Source organism: Negativibacillus massiliensis (genome assembly GCF_900148495.1).
GTDB lineage: Bacteria > Bacillota > Clostridia > Oscillospirales > Ruminococcaceae > Negativibacillus > Negativibacillus massiliensis.
The window spans coordinates 1,545,559-1,564,228 of sequence record NZ_FTRU01000008.1; the positions used below are offsets into that span (position 1 = coordinate 1,545,559).

The 18,670-nt window shown below is 44.9% G+C and carries 17 protein-coding genes and 1 pseudogene; 1 reads left to right on the forward strand and 17 read right to left on the reverse strand.

The features are described 5' to 3' along the window. Nucleotides 1-125: 125 nt before the first annotated feature. The 10 genes from BQ5375_RS13285 to BQ5375_RS13330 all read right to left on the reverse strand — a co-directional run bounded on the left by BQ5375_RS13285 (nt 126) and on the right by BQ5375_RS13330 (nt 11,739). Nucleotides 126-347: an acyl carrier protein gene (locus tag BQ5375_RS13285; protein ID WP_022133725.1), complete on the reverse strand. Its 222-nt coding sequence runs from the start codon at nt 345-347 to the stop codon at nt 126-128. A gap of 61 nt (nt 348-408) precedes the next feature. Then, on the reverse strand, nt 409-1,359 hold the full coding sequence (locus BQ5375_RS13290) for a beta-ketoacyl-ACP synthase III (protein ID WP_022133724.1): 951 nt from the start codon (nt 1,357-1,359) through the stop codon (nt 409-411). Nucleotides 1,360-1,382: 23 nt separating this feature from the next. After that, nucleotides 1,383-1,847 carry a MarR family winged helix-turn-helix transcriptional regulator gene (locus BQ5375_RS13295; RefSeq protein ID WP_022133723.1) on the reverse strand — a complete coding sequence of 155 codons (465 nt, stop codon included), beginning with the start codon at nt 1,845-1,847 and terminating at the stop codon, nt 1,383-1,385. A 170-nt stretch (nt 1,848-2,017) separates the two neighbouring features. After that, a complete protein-coding gene (locus BQ5375_RS13300; RefSeq protein ID WP_022133722.1) occupies nt 2,018-2,638 on the reverse strand; it encodes a flavodoxin family protein in 621 nt (206 codons plus the stop codon). A 279-nt stretch (nt 2,639-2,917) separates the two neighbouring features. Then, nucleotides 2,918-4,126 (reverse strand): FprA family A-type flavoprotein, encoded by a 1,209-nt coding sequence (locus tag BQ5375_RS13305; protein ID WP_022133721.1) that lies wholly within the window; start codon nt 4,124-4,126, stop codon nt 2,918-2,920. A 128-nt stretch (nt 4,127-4,254) separates the two neighbouring features. Continuing rightward, nucleotides 4,255-7,080, reverse strand: a complete 2,826-nt coding sequence (gene uvrA, locus BQ5375_RS13310; protein WP_022133720.1) for an excinuclease ABC subunit UvrA — start codon at nt 7,078-7,080, stop codon at nt 4,255-4,257. Beyond that, nucleotides 7,077-7,799: a nucleotidyltransferase domain-containing protein gene (locus tag BQ5375_RS13315; protein WP_022133719.1), complete on the reverse strand. Its 723-nt coding sequence runs from the start codon at nt 7,797-7,799 to the stop codon at nt 7,077-7,079. Before BQ5375_RS13315 ends, uvrA begins: the two co-directional genes overlap by 4 nt. Before the next feature lie 23 nt (nt 7,800-7,822). Continuing rightward, the gene (uvrB, locus tag BQ5375_RS13320) at nt 7,823-9,871 is read right to left on the reverse strand and encodes an excinuclease ABC subunit UvrB (protein ID WP_083687633.1); all 2,049 of its coding nucleotides are present in this window, start codon (nt 9,869-9,871) and stop codon (nt 7,823-7,825) included. A 224-nt stretch (nt 9,872-10,095) separates the two neighbouring features. Beyond that, nucleotides 10,096-10,989, reverse strand: a complete 894-nt coding sequence (locus BQ5375_RS13325; protein WP_022133717.1) for a hypothetical protein — start codon at nt 10,987-10,989, stop codon at nt 10,096-10,098. A gap of 60 nt (nt 10,990-11,049) precedes the next feature. After that, nucleotides 11,050-11,739 carry a JAB domain-containing protein gene (locus BQ5375_RS13330; RefSeq protein ID WP_022133716.1) on the reverse strand — a complete coding sequence of 230 codons (690 nt, stop codon included), beginning with the start codon at nt 11,737-11,739 and terminating at the stop codon, nt 11,050-11,052. 135 nt (nt 11,740-11,874) lie between these two features. Here BQ5375_RS13330 and BQ5375_RS13335 point away from each other — a divergent pair, with 135 nt between their 5' ends. Continuing rightward, nucleotides 11,875-12,831 carry an RluA family pseudouridine synthase gene (locus BQ5375_RS13335; protein ID WP_022133715.1) on the forward strand — a complete coding sequence of 319 codons (957 nt, stop codon included), beginning with the start codon at nt 11,875-11,877 and terminating at the stop codon, nt 12,829-12,831. Nucleotides 12,832-12,947: 116 nt separating this feature from the next. Here the strand turns inward: BQ5375_RS13335 and BQ5375_RS13340 are convergent, their stop codons facing one another. From BQ5375_RS13340 to BQ5375_RS13370, 7 genes and pseudogenes are all read right to left on the reverse strand, one after another. Further along, on the reverse strand, nt 12,948-13,382 hold the full coding sequence (locus BQ5375_RS13340; protein ID WP_076918065.1) for an EamA family transporter: 435 nt from the start codon (nt 13,380-13,382) through the stop codon (nt 12,948-12,950). A gap of 53 nt (nt 13,383-13,435) precedes the next feature. Then, nucleotides 13,436-14,242: a TraX family protein gene (locus BQ5375_RS13345; RefSeq protein ID WP_022133713.1), complete on the reverse strand. Its 807-nt coding sequence runs from the start codon at nt 14,240-14,242 to the stop codon at nt 13,436-13,438. Nucleotides 14,243-14,310: 68 nt separating this feature from the next. Next, complete coding sequence (locus tag BQ5375_RS13350) at nt 14,311-14,796, reverse strand: hypothetical protein (RefSeq protein WP_022133712.1); 486 nt, start codon at nt 14,794-14,796, stop codon at nt 14,311-14,313. Nucleotides 14,797-14,823: 27 nt separating this feature from the next. Next, entirely contained in the window at nt 14,824-15,321 is a 498-nt protein-coding gene (gene coaD / locus BQ5375_RS13355) for a pantetheine-phosphate adenylyltransferase (RefSeq protein ID WP_076918066.1), read from the reverse strand. Between the two features lie 4 nt (nt 15,322-15,325). Next, nucleotides 15,326-15,892 (reverse strand): annotated as a pseudogene (gene rsmD, locus BQ5375_RS13360) (16S rRNA (guanine(966)-N(2))-methyltransferase RsmD); the annotation flags it as partial. Nucleotides 15,893-16,028: 136 nt separating this feature from the next. Beyond that, nucleotides 16,029-17,960 carry an excinuclease ABC subunit UvrC gene (gene uvrC / locus BQ5375_RS13365; RefSeq protein ID WP_143529494.1) on the reverse strand — a complete coding sequence of 644 codons (1,932 nt, stop codon included), beginning with the start codon at nt 17,958-17,960 and terminating at the stop codon, nt 16,029-16,031. 116 nt (nt 17,961-18,076) lie between these two features. Next, complete coding sequence (locus BQ5375_RS13370; RefSeq protein ID WP_022133708.1) at nt 18,077-18,340, reverse strand: HPr family phosphocarrier protein; 264 nt, start codon at nt 18,338-18,340, stop codon at nt 18,077-18,079. Nucleotides 18,341-18,670 lie beyond the last annotated feature (330 nt).

Here is an 18,670-nt window from a genome sequence, read left to right on the forward strand (position 1 = left end):
GTTTCCTTTCTCATATTCTAGGCTGTGCAAAAGCCAGACGGCGAAGATGTATTTTCTTCCGTTTCGCTTCTGTACAGCCTGTAGTTCGGGTTCCCGATTGTTTTCGGGAACCCGGATTGGCAAAACTATTTTGTCTGTTCTTCGATTGCTTTTGCGATATCACCAACAGTTTTGATGTCTTCGCTCATTTCCATCTGAATGCCGAACTCATCTTCAAAGGTCATCATCAGATCAACGGTATCCAAGCTGTCCAGTTCCAGTTCTTCCAGAGTGGAATCTTCGTGAATTTCGTTTGCATCACATTCTTTGTATTCTGCCAGAATATCGATTACTTTCTCCAGTACCATAAATTGTTTCCTCCTGATTTTAAAAAGAAAAATTATTTTATATTTATCCTTGAGCGGATAATTACCATCTTAACACGCAGGCTCCGGTAGTAAGACCTGCACCAAATGCGGTCAGTACCAGAAGATCGCCTGCTTTAAACTTGCCTTCGGTATTTGCTCTGTCCAAAACAATCGGAATACTTGCAGCTGAGGTATTTCCCAGATTTTCAATGCCGGTCAAGCATTTTTCTCCAGAAACCTTTAACTTGTGAGCTGCAGCTTCTATGATTCTCAGATTTGCCTGATGCGGTACAATCCAGTCAACATCTTCCACCTTCACACCAGCCTGATCACATACAATCTGAACATCCCGATACATTGATGAAACTGCAAATTTGTATACTTCTTTTCCGTTCATGGAAAGATAGCTCTGATTTTTTGGAAGCTTGTCAAACGGACTGTCTCCACCCACATGCGGGATATTGAGTACATCAACATTTCCATTTGCTGTCAGTTGAATGGCCATCAGGTTTTCTCCCTCGCCCAAAACAACTGCTCCTGCTCCGTCGCCAAACAGTACACAGGTGGAACGATCGCTCCAGTCCATCATTCTGGTCATACAGTCTCCTGCAAGTACCAGAACTTTTTTTACTTTCTTTCTTGCAAAATATCCTGCTGCCACATCCAGTGCATAGATAAATCCCGTACATGCTGCACTGATATCCATTGCCGGACAGCTCGCACCGATTTCTTTCTGGATAACACACGCCTGAGATGGTGTGATATAATCTCCGCGGATGGTTGCACACAAAATCAAATCCAGTTCCTGTGCTGTGATTCCTGCCCGTTCCAGCGCCTGATCGGCAGCCTGTGTCAGCAAATCGGTCAGCGTTTCATCGGTGCAGACGGCTCTTTCCCGAATTCCGGTTCTCTGGCTGATCCACTCATCGCTGGTATCCAGAAAGGTCGAAAGATCGTCATTGGTCTTGCGGCATTTTGGAAGCGCACTTGCGGTTGAAAGTATTTTAAACATGCTATCGCCTCGTTTCGTTGTTGTTATCGGTCCAAAGGTTCGCCCAGCTGCTCTTTTAAAAACTGATCCAACTTCATGATTCCTTTATACAGAGCCTGCTGTTCCTCTTCGCTCATGTCCCGAATAATGCTGCGCACCATCGACTCATGAAAGTACCGATGAACCGAGTCGATCTTCTTCCCCATACGGGTCAAAGAAACATAGACGATGCGGGCATCCTCTTCGCTTCGGATTTTTTCCACATATCCCTTTTTCATCAGCTTGTTGATTCCCACTGTAACCGATGGCAGGGTGATTCCCAGATCCTCCGCAATTTCCGAAATGGTTCTCTGTTTGTTTTTTCCTTTCCCCACTGATTCGATCAGGTGCATCTCATTGATGGTCAGATCAATTTTATCCGAACGCTTTAAAATTGTCTCTTCCACCTTTAAAATGGAACGGTAGGTATCTACAATCACAGCATTAAGCTGCTCTTCAAACGGTTTCATGTCAGTTTTCCTTTCAGACTGATTTGCTTTATAAAAAGTAACATTTGTTATTTTTAATTAGATTGACAAACTAATTATAAGCATGGATTTCCCTCTTGTCAAGAAAAATTTGTCGAGATTGATTCTAAACAGCATCAAAAAAGGTGCAGTTGATTACTGCACCTTTTTTCTTATCGGATAAAATTTGTCTTTTGAGCTGGTTCTTTTTCCGGGAAAGAAACCCCATTTTCGCGGCCCAGTTCAATACATTTTAACAGCCATGCCATATTATTTCCCAATGTGCGCATGATCTGCAATCCTTCCTTGTCCTGGCGTACCTCATCCGGTGTGTTGCCATGAACCATATTCCAATAACGAGAGGAAACTACTGGCATACCGGAGATGGTAAAGTACTTGTTCAGCTGGTCAAGAGATGCTGTGGAACCTGCTCTACGGCAGCTTACTACAGCAGCTCCAGGCTTTCCTTCAAAAATCGCGGATTTCCCGTAGAAGGTACGATCCAAAAAGGCGCTGATCTGACCGGATGCATTTGCATAATAAACCGGTGAACCAAAAATAAAGCCATCTGCCCGTTTTGCCTTTTCCACAAACTCGTTGACACCATCGTCAAACACACATTTTCCTGTTTTGAGACAAGATCCGCAAGCAATACATCCCGCAATCGGTTTTGTTCCAATGTGGAATATCTCGGTTTCAATACCGTTCTTTTCCAAAGCTCCTGCTACTTCACAAAGTGCGGTATAGGTGCATCCCTGTGCGTGAGGACTTCCGTTTAACAACAGTACTTTCATTCCAAATTCCTTCTTTCCCTGTTTTCTTTGGTTTTTATGAAACAGTACAGTTTATTGTGTTTCAGATTTATTATACCTGTTTTTTGTAAATTTGTCATGAAAAAATGAAAGTATCTTACTGCATTTGCCAATTAGCTAAGACATATATTTTGTTCTGCCCATCAGCTGCACTGATTTTTTCTTCTTGTTTCAGAAAGAAAAAATCCGGTTTAGACTGAATCTAAACCGGATTGTCTGATTTAAAAATGTTTTTAATACTCTGTTAGAAGCTGTGCGTGATTAGAAGCTCAGAGCAAAGGATTTACCAAATTCTTTTGCGTTTTCCAGATCTTCTTCGCTTGGAACAAAGGTAACTTTGAAACCATCTTCAAAAACATTCATCTTAAGACCCAGCAGTCTTGTCTGAATGTTTCCAACAGCTTCACCAGTCCATCCAAAGGAACCGAATACCAACGCTGGTTTCTTTGCAGCGTTGATTGCATCGATGCCTGCCAGCAGATTCCATACCGGTGGAACTGCATCACGGTTGAGTGTTGGGCTTCCTACTGCGAATGCATCACATTCGTTGATGAGTGCATGCAGCTTGTCCATATCGTGCTCGATAATATCATAGGTTACACACTCTGCATTTGGTTTTGCTTCCAGAATACCTTCTCGGATTTTTTCAGCCAGTTTTGCGGTATTTCCATAAGCGGAGGTATAGAATACAGGAATTACTGGAACTTCATGGACTACTGGTGCAGACCATGCTTCGTAGTTTGCAATAACCTCATCCATTCTGCCTGCTTTGGTCAGAACTGGACCATGGCTGGTGCAGATAAACTCCGGCTGTACCGGCAGAGCTTTGATCTTTTCCAGACCTTTGCGTACAAAGGAAGCAAATGGACCAAAGATTGCTCCGTAATACAGTTTGAGTGCTGCATCATATGCCTTTGGATATGCGATATTGGTATCAAAGGTATATGGTTCACAGTAATGACAACCCAGGAAGTCACAGGTAAACAGGGTCTTTGCATCCTCTACCCAGGTAAACATCGAATCTGGCCAATGCAGGTTTGGTGCAAAGAAGAAGGTCAAAACTCTTCCACCCAGATCCAGTGTTTCTCCATCTTTTACTTTCTGAACATCCAGATCACAGCGATTGGTGATGTTTTTCAGATACAGACTTCCTGCCTGAGAAGCAATGATTTTTGCTTTCGGCATCAGTTCCAAAAGTTTTGCCATCGAACCGGAGTGGTCTGGCTCATTATGATTCATGATGATGTAATCGATTTCTTCCAGAGGGCAAACCTCTTTGATATTTTCAAGGTACTGATGGAAAAATCCTTCATGACAGGTTTCGATCAGTGCGGTCTTTTCACTGCCCTTTACAACATAGGAATTGTATGTTGTACCGGAGTCAGTTTTCATTACAATATCAAACACCCTCATATTTGGGTTCTGGATTCCAACGGAATAAATTCCTTCTGTGATTTTAACAGCGGACATTTCACATCTTCCTTTCTAAATTTCTTTTCCTCATAATATTGTACCAAACAGGTATATCATTGTAAAGATACAAAACTGACAAATAAATATCAGTTTATAACGTTTTTCTGCGTCAATGCGTCGAGAAATTATCCTTTGAGCAGTACTTTTTTCAGATACTTTCCGGTATAAGAGCCTTCGCATTCCGCAACCTGTTCCGGTGTACCGGTCGCGATGATTTCGCCGCCCCTGTCACCGCCTTCCGGTCCCAGATCTATGATATAATCGGCAGTTTTGATGACATCCAGATTATGCTCAATGACTACCACTGTATTTCCGCTGTCCACCAATGTCTGGAGCACTTCAATCAGCTTGTGGACATCTGCTGCATGCAGTCCGGTTGTTGGCTCATCCAGAATGTAGATGGTTCGTCCGGTCGCACGTTTGGAAAGTTCGGTTGCAAGCTTTACTCTCTGTGCCTCACCACCGGAAAGAGTTGTTGCAGACTGTCCCAGCTTTACATAGCCAAGTCCAACATCGCACAGGGTCTTCATCTTGCGTGCGATCTTCGGGATATTTTCGAAGAAAAGATATGCTTCCTCCGCTGTCATCTCCAAAACATCGCTGATATTTTTTCCCTTATACTTTACTTCCAGTGTCTCACGGTTATAACGTTTTCCCTTGCAGACCTCACACGGAACATAGATGTCCGGCAAAAAGTGCATCTCGATCTGAAGGATTCCGTCGCCCTCACAGGCTTCACAACGTCCGCCCTTCACATTAAAGGAAAATCTTCCGCTGTCATATCCTCTTGTTTTTGCTTCATTTGTCTGTGCAAACAACTGACGAATATCGGTAAATACACCGGTATAGGTTGCAGGGTTGGAACGCGGGGTACGTCCAATTGGGCTCTGGCTGATTTCAATTACCTTATCCAGCTCTTCCAATCCCACAATCTCCTTGTGCTTTCCCGGACGCTCTCTTGCCTGATTTAACGCTGCTGCAAGACCTTTATAGAGGATTTCGTTGATTAGCGACGATTTTCCCGAACCGGAAACGCCGGTAACTGCGGTAAAGGTTCCCAGCGGAATGGAAACGTTTACATTTTTAAGGTTATTCTGAGCTGCTCCCTTGATGGTCAGTTTCTTTCCATTGCCTTCTCTGCGTTTTTCTGGAATTGGAATTTTCTTTCTGCCGCTCAGATACTGACCGGTAATCGAACGTTCGCAAGCCATGATTTCATAGACTGGACCGGCACAAACAACTTCACCGCCGTGTACACCTGCGCCCGGACCGATGTCCACAATGTAGTCTGAAGCAAACATTGTATCCTCATCATGCTCTACCACAATGACGGTATTACCCAAGTCGCGCAGATGACGCAGGGTGTCGATCAACTTGTCATTGTCCCGCTGATGCAAACCGATGCTCGGTTCATCCAGAATATACAGAACTCCCATGAGGGAAGAACCGATCTGGGTTGCAAGGCGGATACGCTGACTTTCTCCGCCCGACAAAGTTGCCGATGCTCTGGAGAGGGTCAGATAATCCAAACCAACATTTTTTAAAAATTCTAAGCGGGAACGAATCTCCTTGATGACCTGATGGGAGATCATCTCCTCTTTTTCGGTCAACTGAAGGTTATTGAAAAAGTCGATCATTGCCGCTACCGACAGTCGGCAAAGCTGGCTGATATTCATTCCACCGATCAGAACGGACAGGCTCTCCTTTTTCAGTCGGTCGCCATGACACTGCGGACAATCCACCGAGTTCATCCAGTTAGTAATTTCTTCCCTCATCCAGTTGGAAGAAGTCTCCCTGAAACGACGTTCGAGGTTGTTTGCCACTCCCTCAAACTCAGTATAATAGGTGGATTTTACATCCTCGGTATCGCGCACCATCTTGATCTTTTCGCCTTTGGTTCCGTACAAAAGGATGTCCACAATCTCTTTTGGCAGGTCTTTTACCGGAGTGTCCAAAGAGAAATGATAGTGGTCTGCAAGGCTCTGGAAATACAGCTGGGAGATTCCCCCTTCTGCATAGTACCATCCGCTTGCCTTAATTGCGCCTTCCCGAATGGACTTGCTTTTATCCGGGATAACCAAGTCAGGGTCGATGCTCATAAAGGTACCTAAGCCAGTACATTTTTCACAGGCACCGAATGGATTGTTAAACGAAAACATACGAGGGTTTAATTCCTCAATACTGATGTTATGTTCCGGACAGGCATAATTTTGTGAGAACATCATCTCTTCCCCGTCCACAACATCCACAACAACCAAGCCGCCGGTCAGCCCAATTGCTGTTTCCAGTGAGTCGGTCAGTCTGGACTGAATATCATCGCGCACAACCAAACGATCCACCACTATTTCAATGTTGTGCTTTTTATTTTTGTCCAGCGTAATCTCTTCCGAAAGGTCGTACAGGTTTCCATCCACCCGAACACGAACATATCCAGATTTTTTAGCCCGTTCAAACTCTTTTTGGTGCATTCCCTTTTTGCCGCGGACAATTGGTGCCAGAATCTGGATTTTGCTTCGTTCCGGCAGCTCCATCACCTTGTCCACCATCTGGTCAACTGTCTGCTGACGGATTTCTCTGCCGCAGACCGGACAGTGCGGAATACCAATTCGTGCATACAAAAGACGCAGATAGTCATAAATTTCGGTTACCGTTCCAACAGTGGAACGAGGGTTTTTGGATGTTGTTTTCTGGTCGATTGAAATTGCCGGAGAAAGTCCACTGATCTCATCGACATCCGGTTTTTCCATCATGCCCAAAAACTGACGCGCATAGGAAGAAAGGCTCTCCATATAACGCCGCTGACCATCCGCATAGATGGTATCAAAAGCAAGGGAAGATTTTCCTGAACCAGAAAGTCCGGTAAAGACAATCAGCTTGTCTCTTGGAATTTCCAGATCGATATTTTTCAGGTTGTGTTCCCTTGCACCATGAATCGTGATTTTATCGTTCATTCTGTCCTCCCAAATATCGTTTTTCTTCTATCTGCACAAAGTCTCTGCTGTGTTTCTTCCCAAAGAATCTCCCTGCACCATAAAAACAATGCTTCCAAGGCTTCCTCCTGTTTGCAGGATATTCCTTCCCGCATCTTAATTCCAATCTGCAAAACTATTTGATCCAGACCACTCAGACAGGTCAAAAGTTCTGTTCTGTCCTGAAGATATTCTCCTGTGTTCAGCCAATGACGGTTTTGCAGCAGATAAAATGTCCCTTTATATAAAAATGGAAGTATCTCTTGCAGGGTGTCTGGTGCATGAATATAGCGATGGCAAAGCTCATGATATAAATTGCCTGCTCCAGTTTTCAGGTAATCCTGCACATCCTGTCTGGAGTATGCAGGCACCAGTTGGGAAAGTGTTCCATAATAATCTTTTGTTTCGTGCAAAAGCTGGCAGATTTCAAAACGGTTCCAGTTTTTCATCTCTTTTCTTCCGCAGATAAATCCACAGCTTTTGTTAAAGTTTCCCACACGTTTTAAAATCTCGCGGTATTCTGCCATTCTTTCGACAGTAAACTCTTCCAGAATGACCATAACATCAATATCGCTGCTCTCCCTTGCTTCTCCTCTGCGAAAGCTCCCCTGTAATCCAAGGTACACCAGCTCATCTCCAAAGGTATTGAGCAGTTCCTGTTTTATTTTCTGCATATAGACTTCGATATCAAAACCTTCCATTTTTTCACCTGCTTTCTGCCCTTTTATTTTCTGCTTCGTTTTCCGCTTTTATTTTTTTCGTCCGCTTCCTTCATAATCTTCAGGTTTGGATTTGCAGTATATTGCTCCTTGAGCTTTTTGATCTTATCCCGCAGGTAAGCAGCATGTTCAAATTCCAGAATCTGTGCCGCGCTCTTCATTTCGGCAGTCAGCTTTTCAATGGTAGCCCTCAGTTCCGTCTGGGTCATGCGCTTCTTACCTTTACCCAGCTTATCGGTATGCTCACGGGTGGAAATTTCCAGGATTTCCCGTACATCCTTCTTAATGGTCTGCGGAACAATTCCATGCTCCTCATTATATTTTAACTGAACCTCACGACGGCGGTAGGTCTCGCTGATTGCCCGTTCCATCGAGTCGGTCACCGAGTCCGCATACATGATAACCTTACCGTTTGCGTTTCTCGCTGCTCGGCCGATAGTCTGAATCAGCGAAGTTTCACTTCTCAGGAAACCTTCCTTGTCTGCATCCAGAATCGCCACCAGCGAAACTTCCGGAATATCCAGACCTTCACGCAGCAGGTTAATGCCGACCAGGACATCAAACTCACCCAGACGAAGATCACGGATAATTTCCATTCGCTCGATCGTGTCGATATCATGGTGCATGTACCGCACCTTGACCCCCATGTTTTCAAAATATCCGGTCAGATCCTCCGCCATCTTTTTGGTCAGGGTAGTTACCAGCACGCGCTCACCCTTTTCCACGCGGGTATTGATTTCGGACAGCAGATCATCAATCTGTCCGTCAACCGGACGAACATCGATTTCCGGATCAACCAATCCGGTCGGTCGGATGACCTGTTCCACAATACGTTTGCTCTTTTCCTTCTCGAAAGGTCCCGGAGTCGCACTGACAAAAATCACCTGATTGAGTTTGCTGTAAAACTCATCAAAGGTAAGCGGGCGATTATCAAAGGCAGACGGCAGGCGGAATCCATAATCCACCAGATTCTTCTTTCTTGCCTGATCCCCCGCATGCATTCCGCGAACCTGCGGCAGGGTAACATGGGACTCATCCACGAACAACAGAAAATCATCCGGAAAATAGTCAAGCAAGGTATAAGGACAGCTGCCCGGAGCCCTGCCTGAAAGAACACGGGAATAGTTTTCGATTCCCTTACAGAAACCGATCTCAGTCAGCATCTCCATGTCGTAGTTTGTACGCTCCATGATGCGCTGTGCTTCAATGAGCTTGTCGTTTGCCTTAAAGTAAGCAATCCTTTCTTCCATCTCGTCCCGAATCTCGGTCAGTGCCTTCTGCATCTTATCTCTTGGAACGATATAGTGAGATGCCGGATAGATTGCAACATGGGAAACCACGTTTTTTACCTCGCCGGTGACCACATTGATTTCTGAAATACGGTCGATCTCATCACCGAAAAACTCAACGCGGATTGCTGTTTCACTTCCATAGGATGGAAAAATCTCCACTACATCCCCGCGCACACGGAATTTGTTTCGGATGAAATTGACATCATTGCGCTCATACTGCAGTTCGACCAGCTTTTTGGTCAGTTCATCGCGCTCCTTCTGCATTCCGGTACGCAGCGAGATTACCATGTTGCGGTAATCGATTGGGTCACCCAGCGAATAGATGCAGGAAACACTGGCAACGATGATGACATCCCTGCGTTCGGACAGTGCCGAAGTTGCCGAATGTCTGAGCTTCTCGATCTCATCATTGATTGCACTGTCCTTTTCTATATAGGTATCAGTATTTGCGATATAGGCCTCCGGCTGATAATAGTCGTAGTAGGAGACGAAGTATTCCACCGCATTATTGGGAAAAAACGCCTTAAATTCCGAACAAAGCTGTGCTGCCAGCGTCTTGTTGTGTGCCAGAACCAAAGTTGGACGATTTACTTCTTTGATAATATTGGCCATGGTAAAAGTTTTACCCGAACCAGTAACACCCAGCAGCGTCTGTTCCTTGTCTCCATGAAGAACACCCTCTGCCAACTGCTGGATTGCCTGCGGCTGGTCTCCAGTCGGCTGATAGGCCGATACCAGCTCAAATCCTTTTTCTTCCTGCATTTTCTTCCCTTCTTTCCCGTTTTTATTTTCGTGATTTCTTCTCTTATCTCCTATGATTTTAGCACTACGCAAACGTGAAGTCAATCGATATTTTCACTTTGCAAACAAAAGCAGTTCTCTTACCAAATCTCTTTTTTATTGTAGACTTTTTCTGTGCTATTTAAGCAAAAAAGGCAGCCAAAAGCTGCCTTTTTCACAATATCAATCAAATTAAAAATGGACGATTAATAAACTCTCCAGTAACGAACACCGTCGCGGTAGGAATAGTAATGATAGTCGTCATAGTAGTCACCCAGATAGATGGTATCGGTTTCATATCCATCCTTGGAGATGGTCAGTTTATCATCCCAGTAACGGTTTGGACCTACATCAAAGGTATTGGTTCCTTTGGTTGTGGTACCAATCTTTTCTCCGTTCCAGCGTACTGTTGCACCAGAAACATCACAGTAAAAACGAACACTGCTTCCACGGTCATATACATTGCTGACGCCAAGATCCGAATCGCTTCTTCTGTAATATCTGCCGTCATAATAGTAGTAACGGTCATAATCATAATTAGAGGAAACACTTTCAATCTTTGGTGGCTCTACGTAAGATTTTACCCGATGGCTGAGCAGACCTTTTACGCTGTTTTTATTTTTTGCATAAACAACTTCCACATCGCTGCCGCTGTTAGCTGTCAATTTTGCACCGCTCGAGCTCAGATATGCTCTGCTGATTTCTCCATCTACTTTAATCTGGGCATTGCCATCCGAATAAAGTTCTTTGATATCAGCATCTTCATCCAGCTGAATGGTGTAATCTTTATCCAGTGTCTGGCTGATGTTGAGGTAATCGATGTCGCCGGAAATGCTGACGTCTTTCTGTTCACCAAGCGTTACCTTTTTGCCGCCCTCATCCTCTGTGCGGAAAGACAGTGCGATACCGCCATCATTGCTCTTACTCAAAGAAAGCTTCGAGTCCTCCAGCTGATAGGTTGCCTTTGTTTCCCCATTGTTCACGGTCAGCAGATCATCATCAACCGAAACGCTGTATTTTGCTTCTGCTGCAAAAGCGGTTACGCTCATTGACAGAATCATTGCTGCTGTGAGTAACATAGTCATCGTTTTTTTCATCATCGTTCTCCTCCTTTTTCTCCGTAAAGCGGAGTTTTTGCCTCTTTGGGCTTTATCCTTAAGCTAAAACAGCTTATGGTCTTTCATGGAATAATACTCTCCATCTGTTATAACGAAATGATCGTGCAGCTTTACTCCAATATCCTTTAAAAAATCCTGCGCGCGTCTCGTCATGGTAATGTCTTCTCTGGATGGCAGCACCAAACCACTGGGATGGTTGTGTGCCAGAATGATGTCGTGTGTGTTTTTCTTCATGCATAGCCGTGCCACCTCACGCAGGGTGGTTGTGACGCTGTCACCGACCCCGCTCCCAAGCTCATCACAGTACAAAACCCGTCGGTCGGGTGTCATACACAGAATAATCAAAGTCTCCTTTGTGCGTCCTCTGAAACGGGCACTCAGGTAACTTCCTGCCTTTGCCGAGGTGTTTAGGATCACCTTTTCCGGTTTCTCTCCCTGCTTTCTCTGCCAGTGGTTTACTGCCGAAAACAGACACAGAAAGGAAGCGACCGCTTCTCCTACCCCTGGGACCTGTATCAGTTCATCTTTGGAAGCATCCAGCACTTCTGCAAGGTTTCCAAAATGATTGATCAGTTCGTGTGCTAGAGGATTGGTGTCGCGGCGTGGAATTACCTGAAACAGGATAAGCTCCAGAATCTCGTGCTCGCTGAATCCATCCAGCCCTACCTGATCAAACCGCTGTCTTAATCGTTTGCGATGTCCCTCATGGATATTTTTGTTTTCCTGCTGCATGATAGCACATCGTTCCTTTCCTTTTTGTCAGAATCTGTTCTGACATGCCTTCATTCCTTGCAAAATTTTATCGGTATGTTATAATCAAATCATTCCAAAACACCAAGCCGCTCTTGATGCAGAAAGGTATGTTCTATGAAATCGTTTACCATCAATCAAAATGATGCGGGACAGCGGATCAGCAAGTTTGTCGAAAAAACAGTTCCTGCTCTCCCTAACAATCTGTTATATAAATATTTCCGATTAAAACGGATTAAGCTCAATAAAAAACGCTGTCAGCCTCAGGACAAGCTTCAGGCTGGAGACCTTGTAGAATTGTATATCAACGACGAATTCTTCGGAGAAGGCCGCCAGGACCTTGCATTTTTAAAGGTGCCCAGCTCACTCAATATCATCTATGAAGATGAAAATATCATGCTGGTGGATAAAAAGCCCGGTCTGGTCGTCCATGAGGATGATAACAACACCCCCGATACCCTGATCAACCGCATCCTCCACTATCTCTATGAGAAAGGAGAGTACGATCCTGAACAGGAAAACAGCTTCGTTCCCGCTTTGTGCAACCGCATTGACCGCAATACCGGCGGCATTGTAATCGCTGCCAAAAACGCTCAGTCCCTGCGCATCCTCAACCAGAAGGTCAAAGATCGGGAGCTTGTGAAACTTTACCTCTGTCTGGTACACGGCGTTCCAGAACCAAAATCTGCAACCTTAAAAGATTTTCTGCTCAAAGACAGCAGTCGCAATCAGGTCCGAATCTATCGGAATCAGGTACCGGGCAGCAAAACCATCATTACCCGCTACAAAACACTGGAAACCAACGGAAAGCTCAGCCTTTTGGAAGTGGATCTCAAAACAGGCAGAACTCATCAGATCCGCGCTCACATGGCTTTCTACGGACATCCTCTGGTTGGCGATACTAAATACGGAACCAATGCCCAAAACAAAGGTCTTGGCTATTCCTATCAGGCTTTGTACGCTTACAAACTGCGTTTTGCTTTCCAGACTGACGGCGGAATCCTCTCTTATCTGGATGGTCGGGAATTCTGCGTAGAAAATGTTCCGTTTGCAAAAGAAATTGCAAAACGATAAAATAAATTCTACTCTTATAAGATAACGGGAAATCGCACATAATGCAATAGTTTTTATAAAAATTAGTGTGATTTCCCTGTTTTTTTGTTTATTTTTTGTGATATTGCCAAAACACCTTACAAGATCAGTACAAAAGTTCCGGCTGTAATCAGTAGACCTCCCACAATCGATTGCCAGGTAAGCTGCTCTTTTAGTACAACAAATGCCAGCACCATGCTGATTACCACACTGGACTTGTCAATCGGTACGACCCTGCTTGCATCCCCCATCTGCAGCGCCCGGTAATAAAATAGCCAGGACAGTCCAGTTGCAATTCCGGATAAAACCAGAAACAGCCAGGAGCGCGCTCCAATGTTGGAAATCTGTTTCTGTACACCGGTCATAAAAACCAATCCCCAAGCCATTACCAGAACAACCACCGTTCTGATCGCAGTTGCAAGGTTGGAATCCACTCCATTAATTCCGATTTTTGCCAGAATAGAGGTCAATGCCGCAAACAATGCCGACAGCAGCGCATAAACGACCCAGAGAGAACCTGTTGTTTGGTTCATAATCATTCCTCCTCATAACAAATGTTGAAAACGCTCCCTGACCGGGAGCGTTTTTATCTTGTTTTCTCTATTAGATTAGACAAAAGAAAGAATATCCAGATGTGTGCCGGATAAAAGAAATAAAAGAATTTTCCGTTTCCTTTTCCCTTCCTGCCATTATACAAAAGCATCAGCGGCAAGGAACCAATCATCATCCACTGATAAAAATACTGCACCATATAATTGAGCTGCCCATAGGAAAGCGAACGACTGAAAGAAGAATACAGCTGCAATGCGCAATAGATGATATACCCAATACAGAGACGTTTGGAAGAGTTCATGCAAAAATAAAGAATCAATCCCAACAGTACAACATCGATGCTCCCTTCACAGAAAGCAATGTTCGGGATCAGTCCATTGATAAATCGTGCCCACTGTTTTCCCTGTCCTAATGTCAGATTGCTCATCACAATCACCAGAACCTGAACTGCTGCAAAGATCCCCAGTGCTGCTTCCGGACGCTTGAGACGGTCGGTCCGTTGATAATTATCATCAAAGCTTTCAAAAATCCAAATTAGAACTGCGATAACCACCATCGTGGAGAGAATGTTATTGCTGACCGCAACCGGGGCATTGGGATAAAGCAGCGTCAGCAAAAGATTTCCACTCCCCATCACCGCCGAACCAATCCACAGCCGCTTGATATATCTTGTCCGACTTCGGGTCTTACGCATTCCAACTGCAAGGCAGAACAAAAACAGCGGTGCTGACATTCTGCCCAGATAACGAAACCACAACGGAATCTGTCCGGGGAAAAATTCTCCCAGATGATCCAAAACCATCAAAACAAGTGCAGTCCATTTTAATGCAGAGGTACTCATGATAACCTCCTTTCAAAAAGAAAACAGCTTTTCCCAAATCCAAAGATTAATGGGAAAGCTGTACTTTTTTAGTCTTCTTTTTGTACCTGAATCTGTTTTGATTTGCTGGTTGCGTTGCGCAGTGCCTGACGGGTATCCCGAACATTTTTCAGAGAAGTGCTCAGGTTTTCCTCTGTCTGTTTTAAGATCGAATCAGAGAACTCGTGAGATGCACGGCGGATTTCCTTTGCAGCCATCTGTGCCTGAGCGATGATGTCAGCTGCTTTTTCCTGTGCCTGTTTGACAATCTCTTCCTGAGCAATCAGCATTCTGGCACGCTCTTCTGCTTTGCGCAGAGTGGTTTCTGCCTGACGCTCTGCGGTTTTGATAATATCGTTGCGGTCTGCAACAATCATCTTTGCCTGTTTAATTTCACCTGGGAGATTCAGACGGATATCTTCCACGCACTCTTTTACCTTCTGTGCGTCAACCACGCAGCGTCCTCCCGAAAAAGGAAGGCTCCATGCTTCTTCCAACATGTCGTCGATCATATTCAAAATTTCATCAATATTCATCGTACATTCCTCCTGTTCCTGCTTTTGCTATTGCCGGGTTTTGTCCAGACGGTGAACAATACGGTCATGTACTTCTTCCGGAACAAACTGATGAATGTCTCCTCCAAAAGAAGCGATCTGTTTGACCACGTTTGAGCTGAGGTACTGATTTTCTGCACTGGTGGTCAGGAAAACGGTTTCTACTTTATTATACAACTCTTTGTTGATTAATGCCATCTGAAACTCGTATTCAAAGTCGGAAACTGCACGCAGTCCTTTAACAATCGCACAGGCACCTGCATCCCTGACATAATCTACAAGCAGTCCATCATAACTGTCCACTTCCACACCGTCAATTCCCTGAATAGAATCCCGAATCAATTCCACACGTTCCTGTACCGAGAAACAAGGATTTTTCAGTGCATTGATTACAACTAGAACGATAACCTTATCAAACAGAGTCTGCGCACGACGGATAATATCCATGTGTCCCTTGGTGATTGGATCAAAGCTTCCCGGGACTACTGCAATTCTTTCCTGCTGCATTTGATTATTCTTCCTCCTGCTCCTCACGCTCACGATATACTGTGATCTTCGCTTTGCCGTACAGATAGGTCTTGTGGCGCACAAAGTTTCCTGCTTCTTCTGGAAGCTGTTCGTTGCGCTCGGTTTCGCACACAATAATACCGGACTCTGCCATTTTGGATACCAGAATCGGCAGCACTTCATCGATCATCTGTTTCTGATATGGCGGATCAAGAAAGACAATATCAAACTTCTGGGATGCTCCCTGCAAAAAGGATTTTGCATCCATCTGAGCTACTCTTGCCTGTTCCATCAATCCACAGTGCTTGAGGTTTGCCTTGATTACTTCGATTGCTTTGTTGGAGGTATCGGTAAAGATCGCAGTCTTTGCGCCGCGGCTGAGTGCTTCAATACCCATCTGTCCGGAACCTGCAAACAGGTCGACAAATACAGCTCCCTCTACATAATTCTGAATAATATTAAATACCGCCTGCTTTGTCATATCGGAAGATGGTCTGGTATCCAGCCCCTGTGGTGCTTCCAGATTTCTTCCTCTTGCAAGACCTGTGGTAACTCTCATATCATTTCCCTTTCTATGGACAAGTTTTTATATTTTTGATTTCGAAAGATGTCCTTGTTGGATTCCTCTTTATTATGTTCACTTTTCCTGTATTTGTCAATGCTAAAACTGTGCTTTGTCAATTTTTCCGGACAAACTTTCCTGCTTCTTAATTTTCCGTTTCTTCCCCGCACGCTTCATTTGTTTTTTCATGCAGATAACGATAAAGATTGCAGGCGGTCAGATGGGTCATGCCTGGTGTCTCCTCCAGCTGTTCTAAAGTAGCAGCCTCCATCGCTTTAAGCGTCCTAAAACGCAGGAAAAGATTTTTTGCCCTCTTTTCGCCGATTCCCTCTACTGAACGCAGCACCGAATCCATTGCGCGGCTTGCATGCTTCTGACGGGAATAAGTGATGGAGAAACGGTGTACCTCATCCTGAATACTGGTCAGCAGATCAAACGCTGAGCGGAAGGAAGAAACAGACAGTTCTCCATCCTCTGTGGCGATGGTTCTGGTGCGGTGTCTGTCATCCTTTGCCATACCAAACACCGGAATGGAAAATCCCATCTGCTGTACAATCGGCTTGACTGCCGCTACATGTCCCCGACCACCATCAAGCAAAATCAGATCCGGCAGATGACCAAAGCCAACTCCTTCTTCCTTGTGTTGGGAATAGCGTTCCAGACGTCGGATAATGACCTCCCGCATCGAAGCATAGTCGTCCGGCTTTCCCTGTACCGAACGCACCGAAAACTTGCGGTATGCTCCCTTGAGCGGGCGTCCTCCCTCAAACACTACCATACCGGCTACAATGGTCTCGCTGCCGATATTGGAGATATCGTATGCCTCAATATAGTTTGGAACCTTCTGCAGCCCTAAAAGCCTTGCAAGCTCGTCCAATGCAGAAATTTCCCGACTGGTGCGGCGGGTCTGTTCGGCAATCTGCTGGCTGGCATTTTCCTTTGCCATAGAAAGCAGCTTCATCTGGTCTCCCTTCTGTGGGATTAACAGTTGAACGCTTCTGCCTGCCTTTTTGGAGAGATATTCTTCCAGTTCCTGCTGACAGCTTGGCTGTCCATCCAAAACCACCGATTTTGGAACACTGCCCTTCATATCATAATATCGGAGCACAAACTGGGTACGCATCTCCTGCAGCACCTTTTCCGCAGCCTGATTTTTCTTTTGCTCATCCGCCGAAAAGAGTGCTTCTTCGGAAAATTCTCCCATTTCGTCGAGCATAAAATATTCCTTATCCACCAGACGATAATCCCGAAACTGCAAAACAACGGCACAGCATTTGATCGAAGACTGCACCAGAGCGATGACATCCTCCTCTTCATAGCGGATGGACACCACTTTCTGGTTCTCCTGAAGTCCCTGAATGGCTCGGATACGGTCCCGATAGCGGGCAGCTTTTTCAAACTGGAGATTTTCCGATGCCTGTATCATCTTTTCTGTCAGCACCTTTTGAATCTGGGTGCTGGAACCTTTGAGAAAGCTCACCGCTTCTTCAAGTGCCTCCGCATATTCCTCCGGGCTGATCTTTCCGCTGCACGGAGCCATACACTGTTTGATGTGGTAATTTAAGCAGGGACGCTGTTTTCCGATCTCCTGCGGAAAATTACGGTTGCAGGTTGGCAGAAGGAAGACCTTGTTTACCTCATCCACCGTCTGCTTGACCACATATCCGGAAAGATAGGGGCCAAGGTACCTCGCACCATCCTTAAGCGGCTGGTGGCTTGCTGTGATTTTGCCATATTCCCCGCCGCCGATCCGGATATAATGGTACCCTTTGTCATCTTTTAAGAGGATATTGTATTTTGGGGAATGCTGCTTGATGAAGCTGCATTCCAAAACAAGTGCTTCAAACTCACTGGAGGTCACAATATATTCAAAATCCCAAACATTCTCTACCATGCGGTAGACCTTGGGTGTATGTTTGTCCACACTGCGGAAATAGCTGCTGACACGGTTTTTCAGCGCCTTCGCCTTACCGATATAGATGATCTGCCCCTTTTTATCCTTCATAATGTAAATTCCTGGCTGAAACGGCAGTTTTTTTACCTTATCCCTGAGGTAATCCAATCTGGGATTGTCCACAATCTTTCCTCCTTTCCACTATGTCAAAAAAGGTGTATCAGCCAAAATGGCCGATACACCTTTTCGGTTCCTATACGACTGATTCGTCGCCGAAGCTTTTGGCAGCTTACTGTGGATTATTCAGCAAAACCGGATTCTACCAGTTCTACCAGACTTTCAACAGCTTCCTTCTCATCTGCACCGTCAGCGATGATGCGGATGGTGGTGCCACCAACGATACCCAAGGAAAGAACGCCCAGAAGGCTCTTAGCGTTTACTCTGCGGTCTTCTTTCTCAACCCAGATAGAAGCTTTGTATTCATTTGCTTTCTGGATGAAGAATGTTGCTGGACGAGCATGAAGACCTACCTGGTTCTGTACCACTACTTCTTTAACAAACATTTCAGTTACTCCCCTATTCTAAGATGTTTAAAGTATTGTTATCAACGCAGTTCCAGAAATCTCACCGAAAAAATATTCCGGATGGTCCGTCCTGCATGATTCTTGACACAAATTAATTATATCACAAAGGGACTTTTCGTCAACGCATATTTTGCTATTCTTTTACATGGAGCTTTGATTTTCTGCTTCTTTTCTATATGAACGGTTCCATTTCACATTCTCTTTGGCAGTATTCACTACAAAGTTTTCAACATACCTGTCACTATATACATCTTTTCTCCCCCAAATTTATACATATCCCTCAGTACAGAATATGTGTCGTTCTTTTGG